Genomic DNA, 22,147 nt, shown 5'->3' on the forward strand with positions numbered 1-22,147 from the left:
GGCCTTGAATGAGGGGATCATTCAAGGGGGCGTCAGGTGACAAGTTTCTCAGCCGTTACAAAAGCCTACAAAGGCGCATGGGCGCGCCGCCGCGTGTTTGTTCCGATCTATATCGTTGTGCGCCTGCTGTTGATCGCGCTGATTACGCCGGGGCTGGCGATTGCCGCGAACCTTGCGGTCTCGCTGTCCAGTCAGACCGCGCTGACAGATCAGGATATCGCGGCATTTGTCCTGTCCCCGGCTGGTTTTCTGGTCGCTGTCGCCGTTCTGAGCCTGTTCCTGCTGGCCGAAGTGTTCGTGTTCTCCGTTATGGCGGGATCGCTGCGCATGGGAGAGTCCGACCCGTGGCGCGCTGGCAGTGCCGCCATAGGTCTGATTTTGTCGCGCCTTCCCGCGCTGTTTGGCTTTGCGGTTCGGTTCGTTCTAAGGGTTTTGTTGTTGGTTCTGCCCTTCGCGGCCCTGTCAGCCCTGATCGCTTGGTGGAGGCTGACGGAATATGACATCAACTACTACCTGACCTTTAAACCACCTTCCTTCTGGGCGGCCGTGGTTCTGATTGGGGCCGTGGTTTTGGTCATGGCCTGGGTTCTGATCCGCAGACTTTCGGCGTGGGCGCTGTCGCTTCATCTGGTTTTGTTCGAGCAGGTTCGCCCGGCGGATGCGTTCCCGCTGAGCGCAGAACGGATGGAGGGGAAACGTGGCCGCCTAAAGGTCGATCTGGCGATGTGGCTGGGATTGCGACTGGCTATTGCGGCTCTGATCGCATGGGTTGCCGGAATTTTGTTCGCAATCGTGCCCCTTCAGGACAGCTCGAACCTGCGCCTGGCTTTGACCTACAGCCTGCTGGTTGCCGGTCTATGGTCGCTGGCGGGACTGGTGCTGGCAGCGACAGCCCTGGGTGCTCTGGCTGTGGTGCTGGACAGGTTATTCGAGATCAAGACAGACGAACCACCGCACCCCGAGCCCGGCACTCTGCGGGTGCCGCTGTTCGCAGCGGTCGGCGTGGCTGCCGTCGCCGTTCTGGTCAGCCTGTGGTTTGGTCAGCATCTGCTGGAACGTGTTCAGGCTCCGGACCGGGCCGAGGTTATCGGCCATCGCGGGGCGGCTGCCCTGCGGCCCGAAAACACGATGGCGGCTGTCCTGAAAGCGATCGAGGACGGGGCCGATTGGGTCGAGATCGACGTACAGGAAACCGCAGATGATGTGGTGATCGTCGCCCATGACAGTGACTTCATGAAACTGGCGGGCGTCCCAACCAAAGTTTGGGATGCGACGATGGAAGATGTGGCCGAGATCGACATCGGCAGTTGGTTTGATCCTGAATATGCCGATGAGCGCACCCCGACCCTGCGTGACGTGCTGGCGGCGGCCAAGGGCAAGGCCAAGGTCATCATCGAGTTGAAATACTATGGCCACGATTTTGATCTGGAGAACCGCGTGGCGGCTTTGGTCGAGGAATTCGATATGCAGGACGACATCGCCACGATGTCGCTGAAGTATCCGGCCGTGCAAAAGATGAAGAAACTGCGCCCGGACTGGCGCGCCGGGGTTCTTGCGGCCACCGCAATCGGTGATCTGTCAGGGCTTGAAGGAGAGTTTGTCGCCGTAAATGCTGCGATGGCCACGCCGGGGCTGGTGCGTTCGGTTCAGGCGGCGGGCAAGGACATCTATGTCTGGACGGTCAACGACCCGCTGCAAATGTCCGCGATGGCCTCTATGGGCGTGGATGGGCTGATCACTGACCGCCCCGGGATGGCCAATGAAGTCCTGCGCGTGCGCGCCGAAATGGGGCCGGGCGAGCGGTTGCTGCTGTGGCTGGCCGCTGCGTTTGGTATGTCTGTCGATACCGAGGCGATGCGTGATGCAAGTCCGTAACCTGATTGCGGCGCTGATCTTTTGCGCGTCGCCGGCCCTTTCGCAGGACTTTATCCGAAGTCTCGAAATGCCCGCTCATCACGCGCTTATCACGCAACGCGGCGAGGCCGCTCTGACGCCGTTTGAAACAGATGGTTGCTCGGGCGGTCTATCGGCAAGCTGGCGTTTCGTCGCTGATACGTTTCCCAAGTTCGGCGCGCTCTACGAAGCCCACCCGCCGTGGGAGGGGTGCTGCGTCACCCATGACCGCGCCTATCACAATGCCGGTGGCGCGCTGAGGGCCGAGGACAGTTTCGAGGCGCGCCTTTCCGCCGACGACACGTTGCGCGCCTGCGTCAAGCAGCACGGAGAGGATCGTGCCGAAGACTACGCGCAACGCTATGACATGACACCGGATCAGATTCGTCTGGCACATTCCGTCACCGCCGAGGCAATGCACGCAGCGGTCCGATTTGGTGGTGGCCCCTGTTCCGGGCTTCCGTGGCGCTGGGGGTTTGGCTATCCGGGGTGTTCTGTGTTTCAAACCTTGGCCCCTGCGCGCGAATGACGTGGTGACAGGCCCGGGATTTTCGATTATCCAACATCTCGAACACGCGAATTGGGATTCTGAAATCATGGCTGAATACAAGCACGGCGAAATGGACATCACCGTTCAAACAAAAACCTTCAACGGTTTCATCAAGGCCACCACATGGTGCGTGGTTGCCATCGCCTTCCTCTGCCTTTTCCTGGCGGTCTTCGCCGCTTAAATCCGAAGAACGGGGTTGGCCGTGATCAGGATTTTGATTGCCTGTCTGTTGGCAGCGACAGTTGCGGGCTGTGCCGGGTCTCAGCGTCCGCAGGCGGACTTGGCTGAAATTTCGGCGCGGTCCTATCGCGATCCGGGACCGTCGACCCTGACCCTGTATACGATGATCAGCACCCGGACGGGTTCGGGTGCCCATACCTCGCTGATGATCAATGGCAGCGAGAGGGTGATCTTTGACCCCGCTGGATCTTTTCGGGCGGATGTGGTTCCGATCAAGGACGACGTTCTATATGGCATAACGCCGAACGTGGAACGCGCCTATCGCAGCAGCCACGCGCGCGAAACGCATTATGCGCGCATCCAAACCGTCGAAGTGACCCCCCAGCAGGCTGAGATTGCCTTGCAGATCGCCAAGCAGTCGGGGCCGGTTGCAGGTGCGTTCTGCGCCAATTCGACCGCCCAGTTGTTGCAGCAGGTGCCGGGGTTCGAGCAGATCGAAACCACTTTCTACCCTGTCAATCTGTCGGACCAGTTTGCCCAGCTACCGGGTGTTCAAACGGCCGAGTACCGTGAAAATGACGATGCCGATTTGCAAACCGGTCTCGCCTTCAATAATGCGCAATTGAACCAGTTGGAAGCTGACTCAGCCCAATAGGTAGAGCAGCCCGTAAAGCGTTGCGGCCCCGCTGAAGATGGCTGCGATCACGTTTTTGGTAAACAGACCAGTCGCCAAGGCCACGGCCGCCGCCGCCATGCGCGGCGCATCGGGTTGACCGCCTGTCGCCGTAGGCCACACGACCAGCGGCGCGATCAACGCAGGAATGATTGCCACGGCCGTATAGCGCAGATGGCGCAGCAACCACGGTGGCATCGGGCGATCTCCGACCAGGCCGATAAAGACAAAGCGCAGGGCATAGCTGCCGATGGCCAGCCCGATGATGATGGTCCAGATCGTGACCGGATCAGGCTGTGTCATGCGGCGGCCTTTCTGCGCTCGGCCATCAACTCGGCCTGTGCACCTGCGATCATGCCGGCGCACCCGGCGATCAGCAGGCCCAGATTGAACGGAATCGCCACCGTCAGCAGGGACACTACGATTGCCACGAGTGCTGCCACCACATGGGGCAGGGTGCGCATCATCGGGCCGATCATCGCCAGAAACGTGATCGGCAGGGCAAAATCCAGCGCCCAGCTTTCCGGAATGCGCGTCCCCAGAACCGCGCCAAGATAGGTCGCCAGTATCCAAAGAGGTGTAATCGGCGTGACCGAACCGACGAAATAGGCCATCCGTTGGGGGACGGTCATGTTCGGCTCTTTCTCGAATTGAACGATCGAACAGGCGTAGGATTGGTCGACAGTCAGATAGGCCGCGCAAGCGCGCTGCCACATCGGGGCCGAGCCCAGAAACGGAGTCAGTGAGGCCGAGTACATCGCCATGCGCAGATTCACCGCCAAGGCGGATACCAGAATGATCGCAGTAGGAGTCTGATCCTGCAGCAGTTGCAGGGCGGCGAACTGGGCGGCTCCGGCAAAAACGGTAGAGGTGAACGCCATCGTTTGGACGATGTTCAAGCCTGCTTCGGTCGCAAACACGCCAAACAATGTGCCGAACGGGATCGCCACAAAGATAAACGGGGTCCCGTCCCGAAACCCTTTCCAGAAGTATGACTTGGATGTGGTGTCTGCCATGGCTAAATCCTATGGTGTTGATCGCAGCAGTAGCTGTCTTGGGAAAGGGTTGCAATTGGCCACGGAACAGAACCTGTCAGACTATATCATCGCCCCCGACCCCAGGGCGGCCCGCCTGACCCGTGCGGTTGAAGGCGTGGATCAGAATGGCGAGGCCAGCCAGATTTCAGTGGTTGAAGAACGTCCGCTGACGATTTTCTTGAATTCGCAGGAGATCGTGACCGCCATGACCATTGGCGATTACCCCGAATATCTAGCACTGGGTTTTCTGCGCAATCAGGGCATGCTGCTGTCCGATGACCAGATTACCCGCGTCGAATACGATGACGATCTGGAAACCGTCGTCGTCCGCACGGCGCGCGAGACGTCTTATGAGGACAAGCTCAAGAAAAAGACCCGAACCAGTGGCTGCGCCGTTGGAACCGTTTTTGGGGATATGATGGAGGGTCTCGAAGACGTGCGCTTGCCGCAGGTCACCGTGCGCACATCGTGGCTTTATGATCTGGCCGCCAAGATCAACCGCACGCCTTCGCTCTATCTTGAGGCGGGTGCGATCCACGGTACGGTGTTGTGTCGGGAAAACCGTCCGCTGGTCTATATGGAGGACGTGGGTCGGCACAATGCAGTCGACAAGATCGCCGGTTGGATGTTGTCCGAAGGTGAAACGGCAGAGGACAAGATCCTGTACACCACCGGCCGTTTGACCTCGGAAATGGTGATCAAGACGGCGATGATGGGTATCCCCGTTCTGGCGTCGCGCTCGGGCTTCACCGCATGGGGCGTTGAGATCGCGCGCGAGGTTGGGCTGACTCTGATCGGCCGGATGCGCGGGCAGAGGTTTGTGTGTCTGGCGGGTGAAGATCGTTTGCTACGCGATATTGATCCATCGACCGTGGCCGTTGAGGACAAGAAACTTCGCAGGAAAAGCGCCAATGGCTGAGGTTATGCGAAAACCGTTGGGCGTGATCCTCGCAGGAGGTCTGGCGACCCGCATGGGTGGCGGCGACAAGGGGCTGCTGCAGATCGGCGGGCAAAGCCTGATGGCGCATGTGATAGACCGGCTCGCCCCTCAGGTGGACGGTTTGGCGCTGAACGCAAACGGCGATCCCGCCCGGTTCCGTGATTTTGATCTGCCGATCATTCCCGACTCGATCGAAGGCTTTGCCGGACCGTTGGCAGGCGTACTTGCCGGGTTGGACTGGGCGGCGGAACACGATGCAGACTGCATCGTAACCGCGGCGGCTGACACGCCGTTCTTCCCTCGTGATCTGGTGGCGCGGCTGACACAAGCGGCGCAGGGGCAGGCGAATCCGCTAGTCCTCGCCACGACGCCACGGGCCGGGGATGAGACGTTGAAATCGGGCGGTGGAAAGCAGATCAACCGGCATCCAACCTTTGGGCTCTGGCCCGTGGCGCTGCGGGACGATCTGCGCGACGCTTTGAACAATGGGCTGCGCAAAGTCGTCCTGTGGACGGACCAGCACGGGGGGCGCGAGGCGCTGTTCTCTGTTGACCCGTTTGACCCTTTCTTCAACGTCAACACGCCTGACGATCTGGCGCGCGCCCAACGACTGCTGGAGCAAGCATGAAAGTATACGGTGTCACCGGCTGGAAGAACGCTGGCAAAACCGGGCTGATGGAGCGTTTGGTGGCTGAGATCACCAAGCGGGGCTATTCGGTTTCCACCCTCAAACACGCGCATCACGGTGTTGATGTGGACCAGAAGGGCACGGACAGTTACCGGCATCGCGAAGCTGGGGCCAGCGAGGTCTTGCTTGCGTCCGGGCAGCGCGTCGCCATCATGCAGGAGCTGCGCGGTGCGCCGGAACCTTCGCTGCAAAGCCTTTTGGAACGCTTGCGCCCGGTCGATCTGATCCTGATCGAAGGATTCAAGCGCGAAGCCCATCCCAAGATCGAGGCTTTCCGGGCCGAGGCGGGTACCCCTCTGATCGCGGAGGAAAACGAAACGATCCGGGCGGTGGCCAGCGATACCCCGTTGGAGCTAAGCATCCCTGTCCTTGATCTGAACGACACGGCCGCGATTGCGGACTTTGTATTGCAGGAGGTCGGTTTATGACCAAGCCGAACATAGCGCCGCCACCTTTGCGCAACGATTGTTTTGCTTTGCCTGCCGGGGTGAACTGGACACCCGTGGATGATGCTCTGGCCTTGTTGCGCGAGAGGCTTTCGGTGGTAACTGCGCCAGAGTCTGTGCCGCTGTCGGAAGCTGCCAACCGAATTCTGGCGGACGATATTTGTGCGCGACGCTCTAACCCGCCTCAGGCGAATTCCGCCGTGGATGGGTACGGTTTTGCCGGACCAGCCCCGGATGGGCCTCAAGTCATGCCCTTGCAGGATGGACGAGCGGCGGCGGGTTCTTTGTTCAGTGGACATGTACTGCCCGGCCATGCCCTTCGGGTTCTGACAGGAGCGGCCCTGCCCGATGGCATGGACACGGTTGTTCTGGAAGAAGATGTTACGGTCAAGGACGGCCACGTGGCGTTTCATGGCCCGCTCAAACGTGGCGCGAATGCCCGCAAAGCCGGGGAAGACGTGGCCGAGGGCGATACGGTGCTGCGTAGGGGAAGACGGTTGACCCCTGCTGACATCGCATTGCTGTCCGCAACGGGTGTGGCGGAAGTTCCTGTTCGCTCGATGCTGAGTGTTGCGGTGCTTTCAACCGGGGATGAGTTGGTCGAACCCGGAGAGGCCGCTCGGGCGGGTCAGATATTTGATGCCAATCGCCCCATGCTGCTGTCGTTGATGGATCGGATGGGATTCAGGTCCGTCGATATGGGCAGGGTGGCCGATGACCGCGAGGCGTTGCGCGACCGGTTGGATCGGGCTGCTGATCAGGCTGACGTGATCCTTACCAGCGGTGGCGCATCAGCCGGGGATGAAGATCACGTTTCGGCGCTGCTCCGGCAGGCTGGTGCGATGCAGGAATGGCGGATCGCGTTGAAACCCGGACGACCGTTGGCGCTGGGTATGTGGAAGGAAACACCAGTTTTCGGCCTTCCGGGGAATCCTGTGGCCGCTTTGGTCTGCGCGCTGATCTTTGCGCGTCCTGCGCTAGGCCTGCTGGCAGGAGAGGGCTGGTCGGAACCGCAGGGCTTTGACGTGCCCGCCGCGTTCGAGAAACGCAAGAAACCGGGGCGGCGTGAATATTTGCGCGCCCGCATCCGTGATGGAAAAGCCGAGGTATTCGCGTCGGAAGGGTCAGGTCGGATCAGCGGCCTGAGTTGGGCCGAGGGGCTGGTCGAGATTGAGGACGGCGCGTGTCACATTCAGCCGGGCGATCCTGTCCGGTTCCTTCCCTACGGCAGTTTCGGGCTTTAGTCGAAGGTCCCGGCTACACGTCCCAAAAGCATGAAGGCGCGCGCGGTGCGGGTGTCGCCAAGGGCCGTCAGTTCGGCGTCGCTTGCCTCGGGTTCAAATTCGACAAGCATGTGGTCAAATCGGCGCAGAAAGTGATGCGCTGCGTCCCGAAAGATAGGATCTTGCTTCATTCGACCTGCGGTCAGTGCAAGGGACGACCGGTCACGAATTCCCCCCAAGGCCGCAACAGAACGGCCGCGAGCACCCTGTGCAAACTGCCGCCATATTTCGGGCCGCGCCATGTCGGGACGTAGGTCATCCATATAGATCCCCTCTTGGCTCAGCAGGGTGAGAACGTCCTGCGATGCCTGAACCAACTGCGCGGCCTTCCGGTCTTTCAGGGCCAGGCGCAAAGCGTCGAATCCTTCGGTGTCTTCCTGTGTTTCGGGAAAGTTCAGGGCGCGAATAAACACGCTGGTGCTGAGACGTGGCGCAATGTCTTCCGCTTGGGTTCCAAGTTCCAAAGAAGTCTGATCACCCGCTGCGCTTTGAGCGACACTCCGAAACGGTTCGCTGCGATGGGTGGAAAAGGTCGCCAGCGCACTTTCGGTCTTTTTCGCCGCCTGTGCGATTTCGTCGAGCTTTTTGGTGACTGTGGGCTCATATGCGCTGGTGCCGCGCTGCTGTTGAACAACATATGCCTGCCGGATCGCGTCGATCGCCGTTTGCAGGCGGGCGCTTTCCTCACGCATGACCCGGGCGGCACGCATAGAAGTCGCCGCGACCCAGATCATCGCAACGGGCATGAAAACGGCAAGCAAGGTGACGACGAATCCGCCTCCTTCCACCTTGCCGGGCAGTACAAGGAATACGACCGACACGATCAGCCAGATCACGCTGAGAACAATCGCGACGATCTCGATCTCGGTCACCGACGGCTTGGTCGGCGTGTCATAGATGCCCAGAGAGGTCGGCCGCTCGGTCTCCTGCTCTGGCGTGGGCTCGGACATGGTTAACGCTCCGGTCAGGCGTACTCGATACTCAGAATTTCGTAGGAGCGCACTCCGCCCGGGGTGCGGACCTCGACACTATCGCCCTCGTCCTTGCCAATCAGGGCGCGGGCAATGGGGGATTTAATGTTCAGCAAACCGTTTTCGATGTTCGCTTCGTACTCGCCCACGATCTGCCAGGTCTTTTCTTCGTCGGTGTCTTCGTCGACCAAAGTGACCTTGGCACCGAATTTGACCGTACCGGACAGTTTGGCCGGGTCGATCACGTCCGCAAGCGACAAGATGCCTTCCAGCTCTTTGATGCGGCCTTCGATAAAGCCCTGCTTTTCACGGGCGGAATGATATTCAGCGTTTTCCTTCAGGTCGCCCAGTTCCCGTGCCGAGGCGATGGCCTCGATGATCGCGGGGCGCTCGACGGATTTCAGGTTTTTAAGTTCCGCCTCGAGCGCGGCATTGCCCGAAGGCGTCATTGGAATTTTTTCCATATTCTTGTCGTCCACGCATAAAATTGCTTCGCCCCGCCGCATGAGACAAGCGTCGGGGCGAATTGATGGGTCGTCAAATACCTGACCCAAATGGCGTGGGAAATGCAAGGGGGCTAAATCGCAAGACGTGCGGAATACGGCCTAGTCATAGCTAATGACTTCAAATTCGATGCCATTTTCATCGTCAAAGTAGAATCTTTTTCCGGGTTCGTAGTCTGCATGCGATTTTGGCGTGAACCCGGCACCTTTCACTTTGGCTTCTGTCGCGTCGATGTCTTCGACCAGCACGCCGACATGGTTCAACGCGCCTATTATGTGATGGCCGGTTTCATCCGCAGGTTTTGGGTCGCTGGGGGCGTACAGCGCCAGATAGGTATGCGTGCTGCCGACATGAACCGTGTAGCCGCCCGCGATGGCCGGGCCTTCCCAACGGGTCTTCCAGCCAAAGACCTCGTGCATCCATTTGGCCGAAGCCTGCGGGTCGCGGACCGTGAAGTTTGTGTGTTCAAGCGTCGCCATCATGGGATCTCCTTTTCATTTAGAGGCTTGTCCCGACTCACCGTAATTTCTAAACCTGACTTTAGGTCAAGGTATTTATGAGGATGAAATGGCGATTTCCGAAGGGCTGGCTATTGGCGCTTTGGCCAAGCGCACAGGGTTGGCGGTTTCGGCAATCCGGTACTACGAGGCGCAAGGGCTGATTGCCCCGTGGCGGAACGCAGGCGGACAAAGGCGGTATCAGCGGGCTGATATCCGTCGTTTGAGCTTTGTTATGATCGCACAACAGTTCGGCCTGACGCTGCCTGAGATTCGTGATGTATTGTCCGGTCTGCCCGGCAACCGAACTCCAACCCCCAACGATTGGCAGAAGATCAGCGTTGATCTGCGATCTCATCTGGATCAGCGAATCGAGACTTTAACGCGATTGCGCGACAATCTGGACGGCTGCATCGGTTGCGGCTGCCTGAGCCTGCCGAAATGCGCTCTGTACAACCCAGACGATCGCGCCAGGTCCTATGGTAGCGGTCCCAGGTACCTGATGGGCGACGCTCCTGAGGAATAACTGCCGCATTGCAGCAATGTTACGCCGTGTTTTGATTGACCAAGGTCTTTGTGACCATGTAATCACCCGTGAAACAAAATTGCGCAGACCACGCAGTGAAAGCGCCAATTCGGAAAGTTAGCTAAGGAGCCCGCGATGGCCGAGATTGAACGCGAAGCGATGGAATACGATGTGGTGATCGTGGGTGCAGGCCCTGCGGGCCTGTCGGCGGCCATTCGTCTGAAACAGCTGGATGCGGACCTGAATGTTGTGGTTCTGGAAAAGGGCTCGGAAGTGGGCGCACACATCCTGTCGGGTGCGGTTCTGGACCCGTGTGGTCTGGATGCGCTGATCCCTGACTGGAAAGAAAAAGGCGCGCCTCTGAATACGCCGGTCGAAGAAGACAACTTCTATATGCTGGGCGAGGCGGGACAGATCCGCATCCCCAACTGGCCGATGCCACCGCTGATGAACAACCACGGCAATTACATCGTCTCGATGGGCAATGTCTGCCGCTGGATGGCTGAACAGGCCGAAGAACTGGGCGTGGAAATCTTCCCCGGCATGGCCTGTTCCGAGCTGGTTTATGGTGAGAATGGCGAAGTCAAAGGCGTGGTTGCCGGTGTGTTTGGTCTGGAGGCCGACGGCTCTTACGGGCCCAACACCGAGCCGGGGATGGAGCTGCACGGCAAATACGTCTTCCTGTCGGAAGGTGTGCGCGGTTCGCTGTCCAAGGAAGTGATCGCCAAATACGACCTGCAAGCCGGGAAAGAGCCGCAGAAATACGGCGTCGGCATGAAAGAGATCTGGGAGATCGACCCGGCCAAGCACAAGGAAGGCTCGGTCACGCACACGATGGGCTGGCCTCTGGGTAGCAACGCAGGTGGCGGATCGTTCATCTACCACCTTGAAAACAATCAGGTCTATGTCGGTTTCGTGGTTCACCTGAACTACAAGAACCCGCACCTGTATCCCTACATGGAATTCCAGCGCTTTAAGCATCACCCGATGGTGGCCGAGCTGCTGAAAGGCGGCAAGCGCGTGGCCTATGGCGCGCGTGCGATCACCGAAGGCGGCTATCAGTCGATGCCGAAACTGGTTGCGCCGGGTGTGGCGTTGCTGGGTTGTTCGGCGGGTATGGTCAACGTGCCGCGCATCAAGGGTAACCACAACGCGATGTTGTCGGGCAAAGCCGCAGCCGAGGCCGCGTTTGACGCGATCAAAGCCGACCGTGCGGGCGATGAGCTGACCGCATACGAGGCCGACGTGCGCGATGGTGCCATCGGCAGCGATCTGAAGAAGGTGCGCAACGTTAAACCGATGTGGTCGAAATGGGGCCTGACAGCGTCTCTTGCCTTTGGTGGTCTGGACATGTGGACCAACACGCTGGGCTTCTCGCTGTTCGGAACTCTGGGTCACGGCAAGAACGACGCCGAAGCGACCGAGGAGGCCAGCAAGCACGCGCCGATCGACTATCCCAAACCAGATGGCGTGCTGTCGTTTGACCGCTTGACCAACGTCTCGTTTGCGATGACCAACCACGAGGAAAGTCAGCCTTGCCATCTGCGGCTGTCCGACCCGGCGATCCCGGTCAATGTCAACATGCCCAAGTTCGACGAACCCGCGCAGCGCTACTGCCCGGCAGGGGTTTACGAAATGGTCGAGGATGAGAACGGACCGCGATTCGTCATCAACTTCCAGAACTGTGTTCACTGCAAGACCTGCGATATCAAGGATCCCAGCCAGAACATCACCTGGACCACGCCGCAGGGCGGCGACGGACCGAACTATCCCAACATGTAAGCGAAAACACGGGCACTGGCAGGGTCGTGAAGGCTCTGCCATTGCCTCTTACCGGCCAAAGTCCTAGCTTGTTAGGCAGTCAACAATAGCAAGGCAGGATTTTGGTGGCTTCCCTCCTCCGTCGCGCAGCGCTGGTTGCGCTGCTTTCTTCGTCAGTCACGTTTCCGGCTTTTTCGGATACGGGGTCCGGTTCGTATCTTGCCGGGCGTCAGGCGATTTTCCAGAACGATTATACCGCGGCCGAGCGTTACTATGCGCAGGCCCTGCGTGCTGATCCTGAAAATCACAAGCTACTGGAAAGTGTCGTTGTCACCAGACTCTCGCTGGGTGATATCAGGCGCGCGCTGCCTGTGGCACGCACGATCGAGGACATGGGCCTGCCAAGTCAGGCGGCACGGATGGTCATCGCCTCAAACCTTGTCGCGGATGGCAAGCTGGACGAGTTGCTTGCGCTTGACCCCGAGACAGAGGGCGTCGGACCGCTGGTGGATGGTTTGATGCTGGGATGGGCCCATATCGGCCAAGGCTCGATGACCAAGGCCATGGAGCAGTTCGATCAGGTATCTACGCAGGAAGGGCTGCGGGAATTTGCGCTATATCACAAGGCGCTTGCTTTGGCGTCGGTTGGCGACTTTGAAGGGGCCGAGGCTATTTTCGCCGCCGATGGCGGGGTAGTTGCCCAATTTTCACGCCGCGCGGCGCTGGCACGGGTCGAGGTTCTGTCGCAACTCGACCGCAATCAGGAGGCGCTGGCGTTTTTGAATGATGTGTTTGCCGCCGGCAGTGATCCGTCTATCGAAAGCTATGAGGCGCGTCTGACCGCAGGGGATACCCTGCCATTTACCCACGTTCGGTCCGCTCAGGATGGCATGGCCGAAGTGTTCTTTTCCGTTGGTGCCGCGCTTAGCACTGAGGCGGCCCAGAATTACGTTCTGCTCTACGCTCAGATCGCGACCTTCCTGCGGCCCGATCATGTTGACGCAATCTTGCTGAGCGCCGAGTTGCTGGATGAGCTGGAACAATACGATCTGGCCGTTGAGGCTTATCGTAAAGTACCGGCTGACAGCAGTGACTATCACGCTGCCGAACTTGGCCGCGCCGAAGTTCTGGGGCGGGCTGGAAAAACCGATGCGGCCGCCGAAGTCTTGCAGACCCTTGCCGCGCAAAGCCCGAACCTGCCAAGCGTGCACGTCGCTTTGGCCGATCTTCAGCGAAGGCAGGAGGACTATGCCTCTGCGGTGAAAACATATGATCGGGCGATCGAGCTGATTGAGGAAGGGGTCGGCGGAAACTGGTTTCTCTACTACGCCCGCGGCATCTCGCACGAGCGGCTCAAGAACTGGGATCAGGCCGAGGCCGATTTCCGCCGTGCGCTGGAACTGAACCCGGACCAGCCGCAGGTTCTAAACTATTTGGGGTATTCTCTTGTGGAACGGCGCGAGAAGCTGGATGAGGCGCTAGAGATGATCGAACGCGCTGTCGCCACGCGCCCTGACAGTGGCTACATCGTGGATAGCCTTGGGTGGGTTCTATTCCGTCTGGGCCGCTATGACGAAGCGGTTGAGCATATGGAGCGCGCGGTTGAGTTGATGCCAGTGGATCCCGTGGTGAACGATCATCTGGGGGATGTCTATTGGGCTGTCGGGCGCGCACGCGAGGCCGAGTTCCAGTGGAAACGCGCCCTGTCCTTCATCGACCCCGATGACACGGATGGCGAAGCCGACCCGGACCGGATCAGGCGCAAGATTGAGATCGGGCTGGATGCTGTTCTGGCCGAGGAGGGGGCTGACCCTTTGAAGGTCGCAAATGAAGGCTGAGGGCTTCGCGCCCGCCAAGATCAACCTCACCCTGCATGTGACCGGCCGACGACCCGACGGGTATCACCTGTTGGATTCACTGGTGGTCTTTGCGGATGTGGGTGACACGCTGCGCTTCACCCCGGGAGATCGCCTGTCGATCACGGTTACCGGTGAGCACGCGGCAGGGGTTCCAGCGGATGAACGTAATCTGGTCTGGAAGGCAGCCAAGGCCGCAGGTTGGGCAGGTCATATCGACTTGAACAAAGTGCTACCACACGGAGGCGGGATCGGTGGCGGATCGTCGGATGCAGCGGCCACTTTGCGCATGGTTGCCGATCAGGGCGGCTCCGTTCCAGATGAGATCGCCCTGTCACTTGGCGCGGATATCCCCGTCTGCATGGCGGCGCGGGCCAGTCGAATGCGTGGTATTGGCGACGGGTTGACGCCGGTTGTTCTGCCGCACTTGCCGGCCCTTCTGGTCAATCCGGGCGTCGAAGTTCCAACGGGGGCCGTATTCTCGGCGCTGGACAGTCGTGACAACGATCCCATGCCGAATGATATTCCAACGTTTACCGCTCCTGAGGACTGCGCCGCTTGGTTGCGGGATCAACGAAACGATCTTGAGGGTCCGACCAAGGGTCTTGCGCCCGACGTTGGTCGGGTGCTGGACGAACTTGCGGAAACCAAGGACGCTCTGCTTGTTCGGATGTCGGGGTCGGGATCGACGTGCTTTGCGCTCTACCCGAATATGAAAGCGGCCCATTTCGCGGCCTACGAAATTGGAGCAGCCCATCCCGACTGGTGGTGTCGCGCCGCTCAGCTTAATTGAGGCGAGACACCACGTAATCCGCCAGATCACGCAGCAACGTGCGAATTTCATGGTCGGGAAGGATGTCGAGTGACGCTTTGGCCTTGTTCGCCCATCCCAGCGCATCCGAGCGCGTGGCGTCCAGTGTGCCGTATTTGGCCATCAGACCCAGCGCGTGGTCCAGATCACCTTCTTCCTGACGACCACGGCCAATCTTGCGCTCCCAGAATGCGTGTTCTTCCGGGGTTGCTTGCGCGACGGCCTTGATAACCGGCAGGGTCAGCTTGCGTTCGCGGAAATCGTCACCGACATTCTTGCCTGTCGCAGCGCTGTCGCCCTGATAATCCAGCAGGTCATCCGCGATCTGAAAGGCGATACCCAGTGCATCACCGTAGTCGTAAAGGGCTTGCACCTGCTCTTCGGTCGCTCCGGCGATGACGCCGCCCACTTCGGTCGCGGCCGAGAACAACGCCGCCGTCTTGCCCCGCACAACCTGCAGGTAGATCGCTTCGTTGGTGCCCAGATCGGTGGCTGCCGTCATTTGCAGGACTTCACCTTCGGCAATCGTCGCCGATGCGTTTGCAAGGATATCAAGCACGCGCAGCGACCCTGTCTCGACCATCAACTGGAAGCTGCGAGAGAACAGGTAATCGCCCACCAAAACGCTGGATTTGTTGTCCCACAAAAGGTTTGCCGTGGGGCGTCCGCGCCGCTGGCCGCTCTCGTCTACCACGTCATCGTGCAGCAAGGTGGCGGTATGGATGAATTCAACAGTCGCGGCCAGACGCACATGGTGGCTGCCCTGATAGCCAAACAGTTGCGCTGCGGCCAAGGTCAGCATCGGGCGCAAACGCTTGCCGCCCGCCTCGACCAGATGCGCCGTTACTTCCGGGATGCGCGGGGCGTGCTCGGACGCCATGCGGGTTCGGATCAGCTCATTCACTGCGTCCATTTCACCCGCGAGAATTTCCGCCAGCCGCTCATGCGGTTTTGAGACCGTGCCGATCGCCATCACACTCCTGATACAAGGCTCGACTTCTGCCGCACCTTGCCCTTACATCCATCCCCATGAAAGAACTTTTGCGCAGCACCGATCCAACGATCCTGGCATTTGCATCCGCCCTTCTTGAAGGCGAGGATATAGACTGCTTTCAGATGGACGTAAATATGAGCATCCTCGAAGGGGGCATAGGAATTTTCCCGCGCCGCCTGATGGTCCGGGCCGACGACCTGACCCGGGCCGAGCGCGTGATGCGCGACAACGATATTCCGCTGGGCCGATGACCCTGTTTGACGATGATGACCTGACCCTGAATGACTTTTTGGGTGGTCGTGTGCGCCTGTGGCAACCCCGCAGTGGCTATCGCGCCGGGGTAGATCCGATACTGCTGGCCGCTTCTGTCCCGGCAAAACGGGGCCAAAGCGTGCTGGAGCTGGGCTGCGGGGCAGGGGCGGCAGTGCTGTCGCTGATGGCGCGCGTGCCGGGGTTGCAGGCCGCCGGGGTGGAGTTGCAAGCGCCATACGCTGATTTGGCAGGTCGGAACGCTGCTGAAAACGCAGCGCGGTTGGAGGTCATTCAAGCGGACCTGACCGCATTGCCGCCGGACCTGAAGCAGCGTCAGTTTGATCATGTGATCGCCAATCCGCCCTATTACCGGGCCGGGGCGCATAGCCCGTCTATGGATAAGGGACGAAGCGTCGCACTGGGCGGGGATACGCCGCTGGACCATTGGTTTGACACCGCAGCGAAGCGCCTTGCCCCGAAGGGTTACCTGCACATGATCCAAAAGGCGGATCGGCTGCCGGATATGCTGATCGCCTGTTCCGGGCGGCTGGGGTCGATCGAAGTTGTGCCGCTGGCAGCCCGGTCCGGGCGCAAGGCCGAGCTGGTGATTCTGCGGGCCAGAAAAGGGGGCCGCGCAGCGTTTCAACTCCATCCGCCCTTGATTTTACACGCAGGTGAGCGCCACGAAAGAGACGGCGAAAGCTATACGCCGCAAGTATCTGCGGTGCTGCGCGACGGGGCAGCGCTGGCCTGTTTCCCGGAGTGATAGGCATTAACCAGCCGAATTTGTCGGATTTATTTCAGATTCTGTGCGTCTGCAGCGTGACAGGCTGGAAACGATGTGGTCAACTTCTTACGTAAACCTGAGACACCAACAAAGGAGTATCGCCATGAGCGTGAGCGCACATCTGACGGAACTGAAGAAAAAGCACGAAACTCTCGGTCTCGAAGTAGAACAAGCCCAACGCTCGCCAGGTATCGATGATCTCCATATCGCTCAACTCAAGAAACAGAAGCTGAAACTGAAAGAAGAGATCGAGCGCCTGTCCAACTAACGGCTCATACTGGCGCGTGCCGCGATAATCGCGCCACCCGTAATCAAAACGGCCGCGATCGCCAGACCCCACGAAGGGGCCGCGATCCCGGCCACAACCAAAACAAGAGTAGACAACAAGGGTGCCGCGTAGGACGCCGTGCCCAATATCTGGATGTCGCCTTGTTTGACCCCGATATCCCAGACGTAAAACGCCAGTCCCACCGGCCCAAGGCCCAAGGCCAGAACGGAGGCCCAGCTTATTGCGGTGTCCGGCCACACGGTGTCTTCAACAGCTATGTGCAACGCAGCGGACGCGATGGCCGTGGCGACGCAGAACACGGCAACCGAACTTGTCGGAGTGTCGCCCAAACGCCGGGACAGGACTGAGTAGCCGGACCATGTCAGCGCGCATAACAGGGCCAGGCCATATCCCGGCAGGTGATCCGATTGGAACCCGGCACTTCCGCCTCCGGCTATGATCACAGCGGCCCCGGCGAACCCCAGACAAGCGCCGAACAGATGCCCCAGACGCAGGTTCTCACCGGGCAGCAGTCCGGAAAAGAGAACAATCAGCAAGGGCCACAGATAAGCGATCAAGCCAGCCTCGGCCGCCGGAGCCATGCGCAACGCCGAGAAATACAGTGCGTGATAGCCAAACAGCCCGACCGTTCCAAACAGGTAAGTTGTCCAGCGCACCTTCCGAAGCTGTGGCAGACCACCATTCGCCCAGGTCCAGATCAGCCCAAGCGTGCCGCCGATTGAAAAGCATATGGCGTTTAACAGCAGTGGCGGAGTGGGGGCGGATCCCACCGTGAACAAGGCCAGCAAAGACCATAGCAGGACCGCGATAAATCCGATCCCCGTTGCACGGGTTCTTGTCATGGTGCGGGGACCTCTTCCACCGGGATAATCTCGAATTCATCCGAGATATGCGCGGTTTTTTCAATCTCGTCCATGAACCAATCTCGGAAGGCAGCGATCTGGGGGCGGTTCTCGGCACCCGGCAGACATAGAAACCGAAACCGCCCCCGCGTTTCGATGGCGGTTTTGAACGGCGCGACCAAGCGCCCCTCGGTCAGGTCTTTGATGATCATCGCGCGACGTCCAAGCGCAACGCCAACGCCCGCAACGGCCGCGTCGATTGCATGGTCTGCGTTCGAGAAATGCGCGCCATGGGTCGGCGCGAAATTCACACCGACCGCCCGAAACCATGCAGGCCAGTCACTGGGCGGCTGGAGAAACGCAATCGAGTCGTCAAAGATCAGCGGCGCGTCCCTCAGGCTGTCGGGCGTTGAATATCGTTCGGCCAATTCAGGGGTCATGACTGGGGTTAGCCACTCTTTGCGCACGGGCAGGGAATACAGACCCTCGTCATCGCCATAACCAAACCGGATCGCCACATCTACATCGTCACGTTCCAGATCCATATTGCGCAGCGTGGCCGAGAACTTGAGGTCAATCTCGGGATGTGCCCGCGCGAATTCATAAAGGCGCGGAGCAAGCCATTTGGCGGTCAAAGCCGGTCCAGCGGTCACGGTCAGGCTGGTATCGTTTCCCTGTCGTCGGGCCGCCTGCCAAGCAGCCTGCAATGCAGCGAATCCTTCGGCCGCGCCGGGTGCCAGTGCACGGCCGGCCTCGGTCAGTTCGACGGCGCGGTTCAGGCGGCGAAACAGCGGACGGCCCAGATGTTCTTCAAGCGATTTTATCTGAAAGGACAGAGCCGCAGGGGTTACGTGCAGTTCTTCGGCAGCTTTTGCAAAGGACATGTGGCGCGCGGCGGCATCAAAGGCGCGCAATGCGGTCAGTGGGGGGAGGTAGTCGCTCATAGCATAAGAAATTCTTAACTGAAACCCGCAGAAAGCTCGTTTGTCGCCAACATTGATAAGGCGCATATTGAGTGCAAGTCAAACAAAGCTGAACTGAAAGGACGACTGCCATGATCGAGATGACGACAAACCCCGCAGCCGCCCGCGCCTTTCAGCGGGCCCATGCTGAACGCGGCAAGATGCTCAAGCAGGCTCTGAACTGGTTTTTTGGTTCCCGCTGAACGCAGCGCGCGCGTCCTTACGGGATAAAAGAAGGGCCGGTCTGAAAAGACCGGCCCGTTTTCGTTTTCTGTGTCCGGCTTAGACGAAAAACTGTCCACCGTTGGCCGAAATGGTCGAGCCGTTGATGAATTGGGAATCGTCCGACGCCAGGAACGCAACGCAGCGAGCGATTTCCTCGGGTTCACCCAGGCGACCAGTCGGGATTTGCGCAACGATGGAATCGCGCACTTTTTCAGGAACTGCCATGACCATCTCGGTCGCGATATAGCCGGGGCAGATCGCGTTTGCAGTGATGCCAGCGCGCGCGCCTTCCTGCGCCAGCGATTTCACGATGCCCAGATCGCCCGCTTTGGTCGCGGCATAGTTCACCTGTGCGAACTGGCCCTTCTGACCGTTGATCGAGCTGATGACGATCACGCGGCCGAACTTACGCTCACGCATGCCGGGCCAGACAGGGTGCACGGTGTTGAATACGCCGGTCAGGTTGGTGTCTATCACCTGATGCCACTGTTCCGGGGTCATCTTGTGGAAAGGCGCGTCCTTAGTGATGCCCGCGTTGGCGACCACGATGTCGATGGGGCCGACCTCGGCCTCGACTTTTTCGATGCCCGCTTTGGACTCGTCATAGTCGGCAACGTTCCACTTGTACGTGGCGATGCCGGTTTCTTCGGTGAACTTTGCTGCGGCTTCATCATTGCCGGCATAGGTGGCCGCAACATTGTATCCTTCGGCCTTTAGCGCCTTGGAAATTGCTGCGCCGATGCCGCGCGAACCGCCGGTGACGAGTGCTGTACGTGCCATTTAGGACTCCTCCAATTCATATCGTCTTGGTAATGCTGTTACTTTGAGAGGTGATCTTGCGCAATATTGTTTCGTCATGAATTTCGAGATTCCGGGTGGCAATATCGTCGCATCTTCGGGGCGTGCCCCAGTGTAACAAAAAAGGGGCGCCCAGCGGACGCCCCTTTTTATGCCATTTTCAGGGCACTTAGTCGCGCTCCACGCAGAGGGCGACACCCATGCCGCCGCCGATGCACAAGGTCGCCAGACCTTTTTTCGCATCGCGGCGTTTCATTTCAAACAGAAGCGTGGTCAGAACCCGGCAGCCCGAGGCCCCGATCGGGTGGCCAATGGCAATGGCGCCACCGTTCACGTTCACGATCGAAGGATCCCAGCCCATGTCCTTGTTTACGGCGCAGGCTTGCGCGGCAAAGGCTTCGTTGGCTTCAACCAAATCCAGATCGCCGACCGACCAGCCCGCCTTTTCCAGCGCCTTGCGCGACGCGTAGATCGGGCCAACGCCCATGATCGAGGGGTCCAGACCCACTGTCGCGTAGGATGCGATCCTTGCAAGCGGCTCAATCCCGCGCTTTTCAGCGTTTTCAGCCGACATCAGCAGGGTGGCGGCCGCGCCGTCGTTCAAACCGGACGCGTTCGCTGCCGTGACCGAGCCGTCCTTGGTGAAGGCGGGGCGCAGCTTGGCCATGGCCTCCATGGTCGCGCCGTGGCGGATGTACTCGTCGCTGTCCATCACGATATCGCCCTTGCGGGTCTTGATGGTGAAGGGCGTGATCTCGTCGGCGAACTTACCGGCTTTCTGCGCAGCTTCGGCCTTGTTCTGGCTGGCCACGGCGAATTCGTCCTGCGCGTCGCGGCTGATCTGCCATTTCTCGGCCACGTTTTCGGCGGTCTGACCCATGTGGTAGCCGTTGAACGCATCCCACAGACCATCGCGGATCATGGTGTCGATATATTTCATATCGCCCATTTTGTGTCCTGCGCGCAGTGCGGCGGCATGCGGCGACAGGGTCATGTTTTCCTGACCGCCAGCGGCTACAATCTCAGCATCGCCCAACTGGATGTGCTGCGCACCCAGCGCAACCGCCCGAAGCCCCGAGCCACAGACCTGGTTGATGCCCCAGGCCGCGCTTTCTTTAGGCAGGCCGGCGTTGATATGAGCTTGGCGCGCAGGGTTCTGGCCCTGAGCTGCAGTCAGAACCTGACCCATAATGGTCTCGGACACTTCGCCCTTCTCGATCCCTGCACGTTCCACGACAGACTCGAGAACTGTGGTCCCCAGATCATGTGCAGGGGTGTTGGCGAACGATCCGCCAAAGCTGCCGACGCCTGTGCGTGCTGCGGATGCGATTACTACGTTGGTCATTTAGACAATCCTTTACCGTCAAGGTCCTGTGGGAAACGTGACGGCGCAAGTCACAGAGGTCGCCCTCTGACAGTCCCGAGCGCCTCATGATCCCCCGCTCCAACTGATCATGGCATAGCGCAATGCTGCAGTTGCAGCAACGGGCAGCTTGTCTCAGGGCGTGAACAGGCGGTTTTTCCATGGTCAACTGCCTGTTTTATTAAGTTTTCCAGATTTCCAAGGGGCTGAGACAGATGGTGCGCCGAACAAAAAACCCTGCAGGCAGTCAACGCCGCTTGCGACAAGGAATTCCGCGTCTTCCCGTGTTTCAACCGATTCGGCTGTCACCAGAATTTCAAACTCGCGCGCGACGGCGATCAGGGCGCGGACAAGTGCTTGATTGTCGGGGTTGTCGCTGATCCCACGTACAAACTGGCCGTCGATTTTTGCGGCGTCAAAAAGAAACTCGCGGAAGTGGCGAAAGCTGAAATTGCTGGCACCAAAATCATCCAGCGCGAAGGCAACGCCGCGCGGTTGCATGCGGTCCATGAAATCGACCACCAGCTCGGGCAGGGTCATTGCCGAGTCTTCTGAAATCTCAAGAATCAACCTTTCACCAATGCTGGGGTCTTTTTTGAGAAATCTCTCCATCACGCGGGACCATCGCGCATATCCGATCGAGCGTGCCGACATGTTCACCGACATTCGGATGTCCGGAGTCCGGGCCAGTGTGCGCAAGCCCATTTCAAGCGCGATACAGTCCAGTTCGCGACCGATCGGGGTGTTTTCAAGCTGGGGCATGAACTCGCGCGCAGGAATCACGCGGCCTGTTTCGTCCAGAACCCGGATAAAGCCTTCGTAAAACGCGACGCCATGGGGGGGATTGGCCTGCATAACCGGCTGAAACGCCAGCTTGCATTGCTTGTGTTTCACGGCGTCGGACGCCATCTGAACGGTTGTCGCATCCCTGGCGGTAACGGCCGAGTTCGAGGGGTTTTCAGACCCCTCGGGCAAATCTGCCAGTGTCCTGTCCTGCATGAGTTCAACGTTCCCTGCCC

Annotated in this window: 26 protein-coding genes; 15 read left to right on the top strand and 11 right to left on the bottom strand. The window is 59.5% G+C overall.

The annotated features are described in order from the left end of the window. Positions 1 to 36: 36 nt before the first annotated feature. The 4 genes from ACR0B7_RS13245 to ACR0B7_RS13260 all read left to right on the top strand — a co-directional run bounded on the left by ACR0B7_RS13245 (position 37) and on the right by ACR0B7_RS13260 (position 3,278). Positions 37 to 1,875 carry a glycerophosphodiester phosphodiesterase gene (locus ACR0B7_RS13245; RefSeq protein WP_170485143.1) on the top strand — a complete coding sequence of 613 codons (1,839 nt, stop codon included), beginning with the start codon at positions 37 to 39 and terminating at the stop codon, positions 1,873 to 1,875. After that, complete coding sequence (locus ACR0B7_RS13250; protein WP_170485141.1) at positions 1,862 to 2,422, top strand: hypothetical protein; 561 nt, start codon at positions 1,862 to 1,864, stop codon at positions 2,420 to 2,422. The genes ACR0B7_RS13245 and ACR0B7_RS13250 overlap by 14 nt, the downstream gene beginning before the upstream one ends. A gap of 67 nt (positions 2,423 to 2,489) precedes the next feature. Continuing rightward, positions 2,490 to 2,624 (top strand): aa3-type cytochrome c oxidase subunit IV, encoded by a 135-nt coding sequence (locus tag ACR0B7_RS13255; protein ID WP_058281864.1) that lies wholly within the window; start codon positions 2,490 to 2,492, stop codon positions 2,622 to 2,624. 21 nt (positions 2,625 to 2,645) lie between these two features. Then, entirely contained in the window at positions 2,646 to 3,278 is a 633-nt protein-coding gene (locus tag ACR0B7_RS13260) for a hypothetical protein (protein ID WP_170387412.1), read from the top strand. Here ACR0B7_RS13260 and ACR0B7_RS13265 read toward each other — a convergent pair. Next, positions 3,267 to 3,599, bottom strand: a complete 333-nt coding sequence (locus tag ACR0B7_RS13265; RefSeq protein WP_170485139.1) for an AzlD domain-containing protein — start codon at positions 3,597 to 3,599, stop codon at positions 3,267 to 3,269. The two genes, ACR0B7_RS13260 and ACR0B7_RS13265, sit on opposite strands and share 12 nt — an antisense overlap. Further along, positions 3,596 to 4,312 carry an AzlC family ABC transporter permease gene (locus ACR0B7_RS13270; protein ID WP_170485137.1) on the bottom strand — a complete coding sequence of 239 codons (717 nt, stop codon included), beginning with the start codon at positions 4,310 to 4,312 and terminating at the stop codon, positions 3,596 to 3,598. Before ACR0B7_RS13270 ends, ACR0B7_RS13265 begins: the two co-directional genes overlap by 4 nt. A 49-nt stretch (positions 4,313 to 4,361) precedes the next feature. Between ACR0B7_RS13270 and ACR0B7_RS13275 the strand changes: the two genes are divergently transcribed. From ACR0B7_RS13275 to ACR0B7_RS13290, 4 genes are read left to right on the top strand one after another with little or no spacing between them, the layout of a single operon-like run. Continuing rightward, the gene (locus ACR0B7_RS13275) at positions 4,362 to 5,252 is read left to right on the top strand and encodes a formate dehydrogenase accessory sulfurtransferase FdhD (protein WP_170485290.1); all 891 of its coding nucleotides are present in this window, start codon (positions 4,362 to 4,364) and stop codon (positions 5,250 to 5,252) included. A gap of 4 nt (positions 5,253 to 5,256) precedes the next feature. Continuing rightward, the gene (gene mobA / locus ACR0B7_RS13280) at positions 5,257 to 5,901 is read left to right on the top strand and encodes a molybdenum cofactor guanylyltransferase MobA (protein ID WP_170485288.1); all 645 of its coding nucleotides are present in this window, start codon (positions 5,257 to 5,259) and stop codon (positions 5,899 to 5,901) included. After that, the gene (gene mobB, locus ACR0B7_RS13285) at positions 5,898 to 6,389 is read left to right on the top strand and encodes a molybdopterin-guanine dinucleotide biosynthesis protein B (RefSeq protein WP_170485135.1); all 492 of its coding nucleotides are present in this window, start codon (positions 5,898 to 5,900) and stop codon (positions 6,387 to 6,389) included. Before mobA ends, mobB begins: the two co-directional genes overlap by 4 nt. Next, positions 6,386 to 7,651 carry a molybdopterin-binding protein gene (locus tag ACR0B7_RS13290; RefSeq protein WP_170485133.1) on the top strand — a complete coding sequence of 422 codons (1,266 nt, stop codon included), beginning with the start codon at positions 6,386 to 6,388 and terminating at the stop codon, positions 7,649 to 7,651. Before mobB ends, ACR0B7_RS13290 begins: the two co-directional genes overlap by 4 nt. Here ACR0B7_RS13290 and ACR0B7_RS13295 read toward each other — a convergent pair. From ACR0B7_RS13295 to ACR0B7_RS13305, 3 genes are all read right to left on the bottom strand, one after another. Beyond that, entirely contained in the window at positions 7,648 to 8,640 is a 993-nt protein-coding gene (locus ACR0B7_RS13295; protein ID WP_170485131.1) for a hypothetical protein, read from the bottom strand. The genes ACR0B7_RS13290 and ACR0B7_RS13295 overlap by 4 nt on opposite strands. Positions 8,641 to 8,654: 14 nt before the next feature. Continuing rightward, positions 8,655 to 9,125, bottom strand: coding sequence for a transcription elongation factor GreA (gene greA / locus ACR0B7_RS13300; protein ID WP_170387425.1), 471 nt, complete (start codon positions 9,123 to 9,125; stop codon positions 8,655 to 8,657). Positions 9,126 to 9,266: 141 nt separating this feature from the next. Further along, positions 9,267 to 9,647, bottom strand: a complete 381-nt coding sequence (locus tag ACR0B7_RS13305; protein WP_170415079.1) for a VOC family protein — start codon at positions 9,645 to 9,647, stop codon at positions 9,267 to 9,269. An 85-nt stretch (positions 9,648 to 9,732) separates the two neighbouring features. Here ACR0B7_RS13305 and soxR point away from each other — a divergent pair, with 85 nt between their 5' ends. From soxR to ACR0B7_RS13325, 4 genes are all read left to right on the top strand, one after another. Continuing rightward, positions 9,733 to 10,188: a redox-sensitive transcriptional activator SoxR gene (soxR, locus tag ACR0B7_RS13310; protein WP_170485129.1), complete on the top strand. Its 456-nt coding sequence runs from the start codon at positions 9,733 to 9,735 to the stop codon at positions 10,186 to 10,188. A gap of 135 nt (positions 10,189 to 10,323) precedes the next feature. After that, positions 10,324 to 11,970 carry an electron transfer flavoprotein-ubiquinone oxidoreductase gene (locus ACR0B7_RS13315; protein ID WP_170415072.1) on the top strand — a complete coding sequence of 549 codons (1,647 nt, stop codon included), beginning with the start codon at positions 10,324 to 10,326 and terminating at the stop codon, positions 11,968 to 11,970. A gap of 101 nt (positions 11,971 to 12,071) precedes the next feature. Continuing rightward, positions 12,072 to 13,787 (top strand): tetratricopeptide repeat protein, encoded by a 1,716-nt coding sequence (locus ACR0B7_RS13320; RefSeq protein ID WP_480681679.1) that lies wholly within the window; start codon positions 12,072 to 12,074, stop codon positions 13,785 to 13,787. Further along, on the top strand, positions 13,777 to 14,598 hold the full coding sequence (locus ACR0B7_RS13325) for a 4-(cytidine 5'-diphospho)-2-C-methyl-D-erythritol kinase (protein WP_170570693.1): 822 nt from the start codon (positions 13,777 to 13,779) through the stop codon (positions 14,596 to 14,598). The genes ACR0B7_RS13320 and ACR0B7_RS13325 overlap by 11 nt, the downstream gene beginning before the upstream one ends. Here the strand turns inward: ACR0B7_RS13325 and ACR0B7_RS13330 are convergent. Beyond that, complete coding sequence (locus ACR0B7_RS13330) at positions 14,591 to 15,589, bottom strand: polyprenyl synthetase family protein (protein WP_170485123.1); 999 nt, start codon at positions 15,587 to 15,589, stop codon at positions 14,591 to 14,593. The two genes, ACR0B7_RS13325 and ACR0B7_RS13330, sit on opposite strands and share 8 nt — an antisense overlap. 56 nt (positions 15,590 to 15,645) lie before the next feature. Here ACR0B7_RS13330 and ACR0B7_RS13335 point away from each other — a divergent pair, with 56 nt between their 5' ends. The 3 genes from ACR0B7_RS13335 (at position 15,646) to ACR0B7_RS13345 (ending at position 16,917) form a co-directional block, all read left to right on the top strand. Next, a complete protein-coding gene (locus ACR0B7_RS13335; RefSeq protein ID WP_170387439.1) occupies positions 15,646 to 15,861 on the top strand; it encodes a putative signal transducing protein in 216 nt (71 codons plus the stop codon). After that, a complete protein-coding gene (locus ACR0B7_RS13340) occupies positions 15,858 to 16,628 on the top strand; it encodes a methyltransferase (RefSeq protein WP_170485120.1) in 771 nt (256 codons plus the stop codon). Before ACR0B7_RS13335 ends, ACR0B7_RS13340 begins: the two co-directional genes overlap by 4 nt. A gap of 124 nt (positions 16,629 to 16,752) precedes the next feature. Continuing rightward, the gene (locus tag ACR0B7_RS13345) at positions 16,753 to 16,917 is read left to right on the top strand and encodes a DUF465 domain-containing protein (protein WP_170387443.1); all 165 of its coding nucleotides are present in this window, start codon (positions 16,753 to 16,755) and stop codon (positions 16,915 to 16,917) included. Here ACR0B7_RS13345 and yddG read toward each other — a convergent pair. From yddG to ACR0B7_RS13370, 5 genes are all read right to left on the bottom strand, one after another. After that, positions 16,914 to 17,780 (bottom strand): aromatic amino acid exporter YddG, encoded by an 867-nt coding sequence (gene yddG / locus ACR0B7_RS13350; RefSeq protein ID WP_170570695.1) that lies wholly within the window; start codon positions 17,778 to 17,780, stop codon positions 16,914 to 16,916. The genes ACR0B7_RS13345 and yddG overlap by 4 nt on opposite strands. Beyond that, complete coding sequence (locus ACR0B7_RS13355) at positions 17,777 to 18,724, bottom strand: transcriptional regulator GcvA (RefSeq protein ID WP_170485115.1); 948 nt, start codon at positions 18,722 to 18,724, stop codon at positions 17,777 to 17,779. The genes yddG and ACR0B7_RS13355 overlap by 4 nt, the downstream gene beginning before the upstream one ends. Positions 18,725 to 19,024: 300 nt before the next feature. After that, positions 19,025 to 19,747: an acetoacetyl-CoA reductase gene (gene phbB, locus ACR0B7_RS13360; RefSeq protein WP_170485113.1), complete on the bottom strand. Its 723-nt coding sequence runs from the start codon at positions 19,745 to 19,747 to the stop codon at positions 19,025 to 19,027. Positions 19,748 to 19,934: 187 nt separating this feature from the next. After that, positions 19,935 to 21,110 carry an acetyl-CoA C-acetyltransferase gene (locus ACR0B7_RS13365; RefSeq protein WP_170415051.1) on the bottom strand — a complete coding sequence of 392 codons (1,176 nt, stop codon included), beginning with the start codon at positions 21,108 to 21,110 and terminating at the stop codon, positions 19,935 to 19,937. A 183-nt stretch (positions 21,111 to 21,293) separates the two neighbouring features. Beyond that, on the bottom strand, positions 21,294 to 22,127 hold the full coding sequence (locus ACR0B7_RS13370) for an EAL domain-containing protein (RefSeq protein ID WP_480681684.1): 834 nt from the start codon (positions 22,125 to 22,127) through the stop codon (positions 21,294 to 21,296). Positions 22,128 to 22,147 lie beyond the last annotated feature (20 nt).

It is taken from the genome of Ruegeria sp. BB6 (assembly GCF_056539385.1).

Coding starts and splice junctions, on each gene's coding strand:
- yddG (WP_170570695.1), bottom strand. CDS start 17,780: ATGACAAGAACCCGTGCAACGGGGATCGGATTTATCGCGGTCCTGCTA.
- soxR (WP_170485129.1), top strand. CDS start 9,733: ATGGCGATTTCCGAAGGGCTGGCTATTGGCGCTTTGGCCAAGCGCACA.
- ACR0B7_RS13340 (WP_170485120.1), top strand. CDS start 15,858: ATGACCCTGTTTGACGATGATGACCTGACCCTGAATGACTTTTTGGGT.
- ACR0B7_RS13355 (WP_170485115.1), bottom strand. CDS start 18,724: ATGAGCGACTACCTCCCCCCACTGACCGCATTGCGCGCCTTTGATGCC.
- ACR0B7_RS13255 (WP_058281864.1), top strand. CDS start 2,490: ATGGCTGAATACAAGCACGGCGAAATGGACATCACCGTTCAAACAAAA.
- mobA (WP_170485288.1), top strand. CDS start 5,257: ATGCGAAAACCGTTGGGCGTGATCCTCGCAGGAGGTCTGGCGACCCGC.
- ACR0B7_RS13270 (WP_170485137.1), bottom strand. CDS start 4,312: ATGGCAGACACCACATCCAAGTCATACTTCTGGAAAGGGTTTCGGGAC.
- ACR0B7_RS13370 (WP_480681684.1), bottom strand. CDS start 22,127: ATGCAGGACAGGACACTGGCAGATTTGCCCGAGGGGTCTGAAAACCCC.
- ACR0B7_RS13295 (WP_170485131.1), bottom strand. CDS start 8,640: ATGTCCGAGCCCACGCCAGAGCAGGAGACCGAGCGGCCGACCTCTCTG.
- ACR0B7_RS13290 (WP_170485133.1), top strand. CDS start 6,386: ATGACCAAGCCGAACATAGCGCCGCCACCTTTGCGCAACGATTGTTTT.
- greA (WP_170387425.1), bottom strand. CDS start 9,125: ATGGAAAAAATTCCAATGACGCCTTCGGGCAATGCCGCGCTCGAGGCG.
- ACR0B7_RS13315 (WP_170415072.1), top strand. CDS start 10,324: ATGGCCGAGATTGAACGCGAAGCGATGGAATACGATGTGGTGATCGTG.
- ACR0B7_RS13305 (WP_170415079.1), bottom strand. CDS start 9,647: ATGATGGCGACGCTTGAACACACAAACTTCACGGTCCGCGACCCGCAG.
- ACR0B7_RS13365 (WP_170415051.1), bottom strand. CDS start 21,110: ATGACCAACGTAGTAATCGCATCCGCAGCACGCACAGGCGTCGGCAGC.
- ACR0B7_RS13335 (WP_170387439.1), top strand. CDS start 15,646: ATGAAAGAACTTTTGCGCAGCACCGATCCAACGATCCTGGCATTTGCA.
- ACR0B7_RS13265 (WP_170485139.1), bottom strand. CDS start 3,599: ATGACACAGCCTGATCCGGTCACGATCTGGACCATCATCATCGGGCTG.
- mobB (WP_170485135.1), top strand. CDS start 5,898: ATGAAAGTATACGGTGTCACCGGCTGGAAGAACGCTGGCAAAACCGGG.
- phbB (WP_170485113.1), bottom strand. CDS start 19,747: ATGGCACGTACAGCACTCGTCACCGGCGGTTCGCGCGGCATCGGCGCA.
- ACR0B7_RS13345 (WP_170387443.1), top strand. CDS start 16,753: ATGAGCGTGAGCGCACATCTGACGGAACTGAAGAAAAAGCACGAAACT.
- ACR0B7_RS13325 (WP_170570693.1), top strand. CDS start 13,777: ATGAAGGCTGAGGGCTTCGCGCCCGCCAAGATCAACCTCACCCTGCAT.
- ACR0B7_RS13250 (WP_170485141.1), top strand. CDS start 1,862: ATGCAAGTCCGTAACCTGATTGCGGCGCTGATCTTTTGCGCGTCGCCG.
- ACR0B7_RS13330 (WP_170485123.1), bottom strand. CDS start 15,589: ATGGCGATCGGCACGGTCTCAAAACCGCATGAGCGGCTGGCGGAAATT.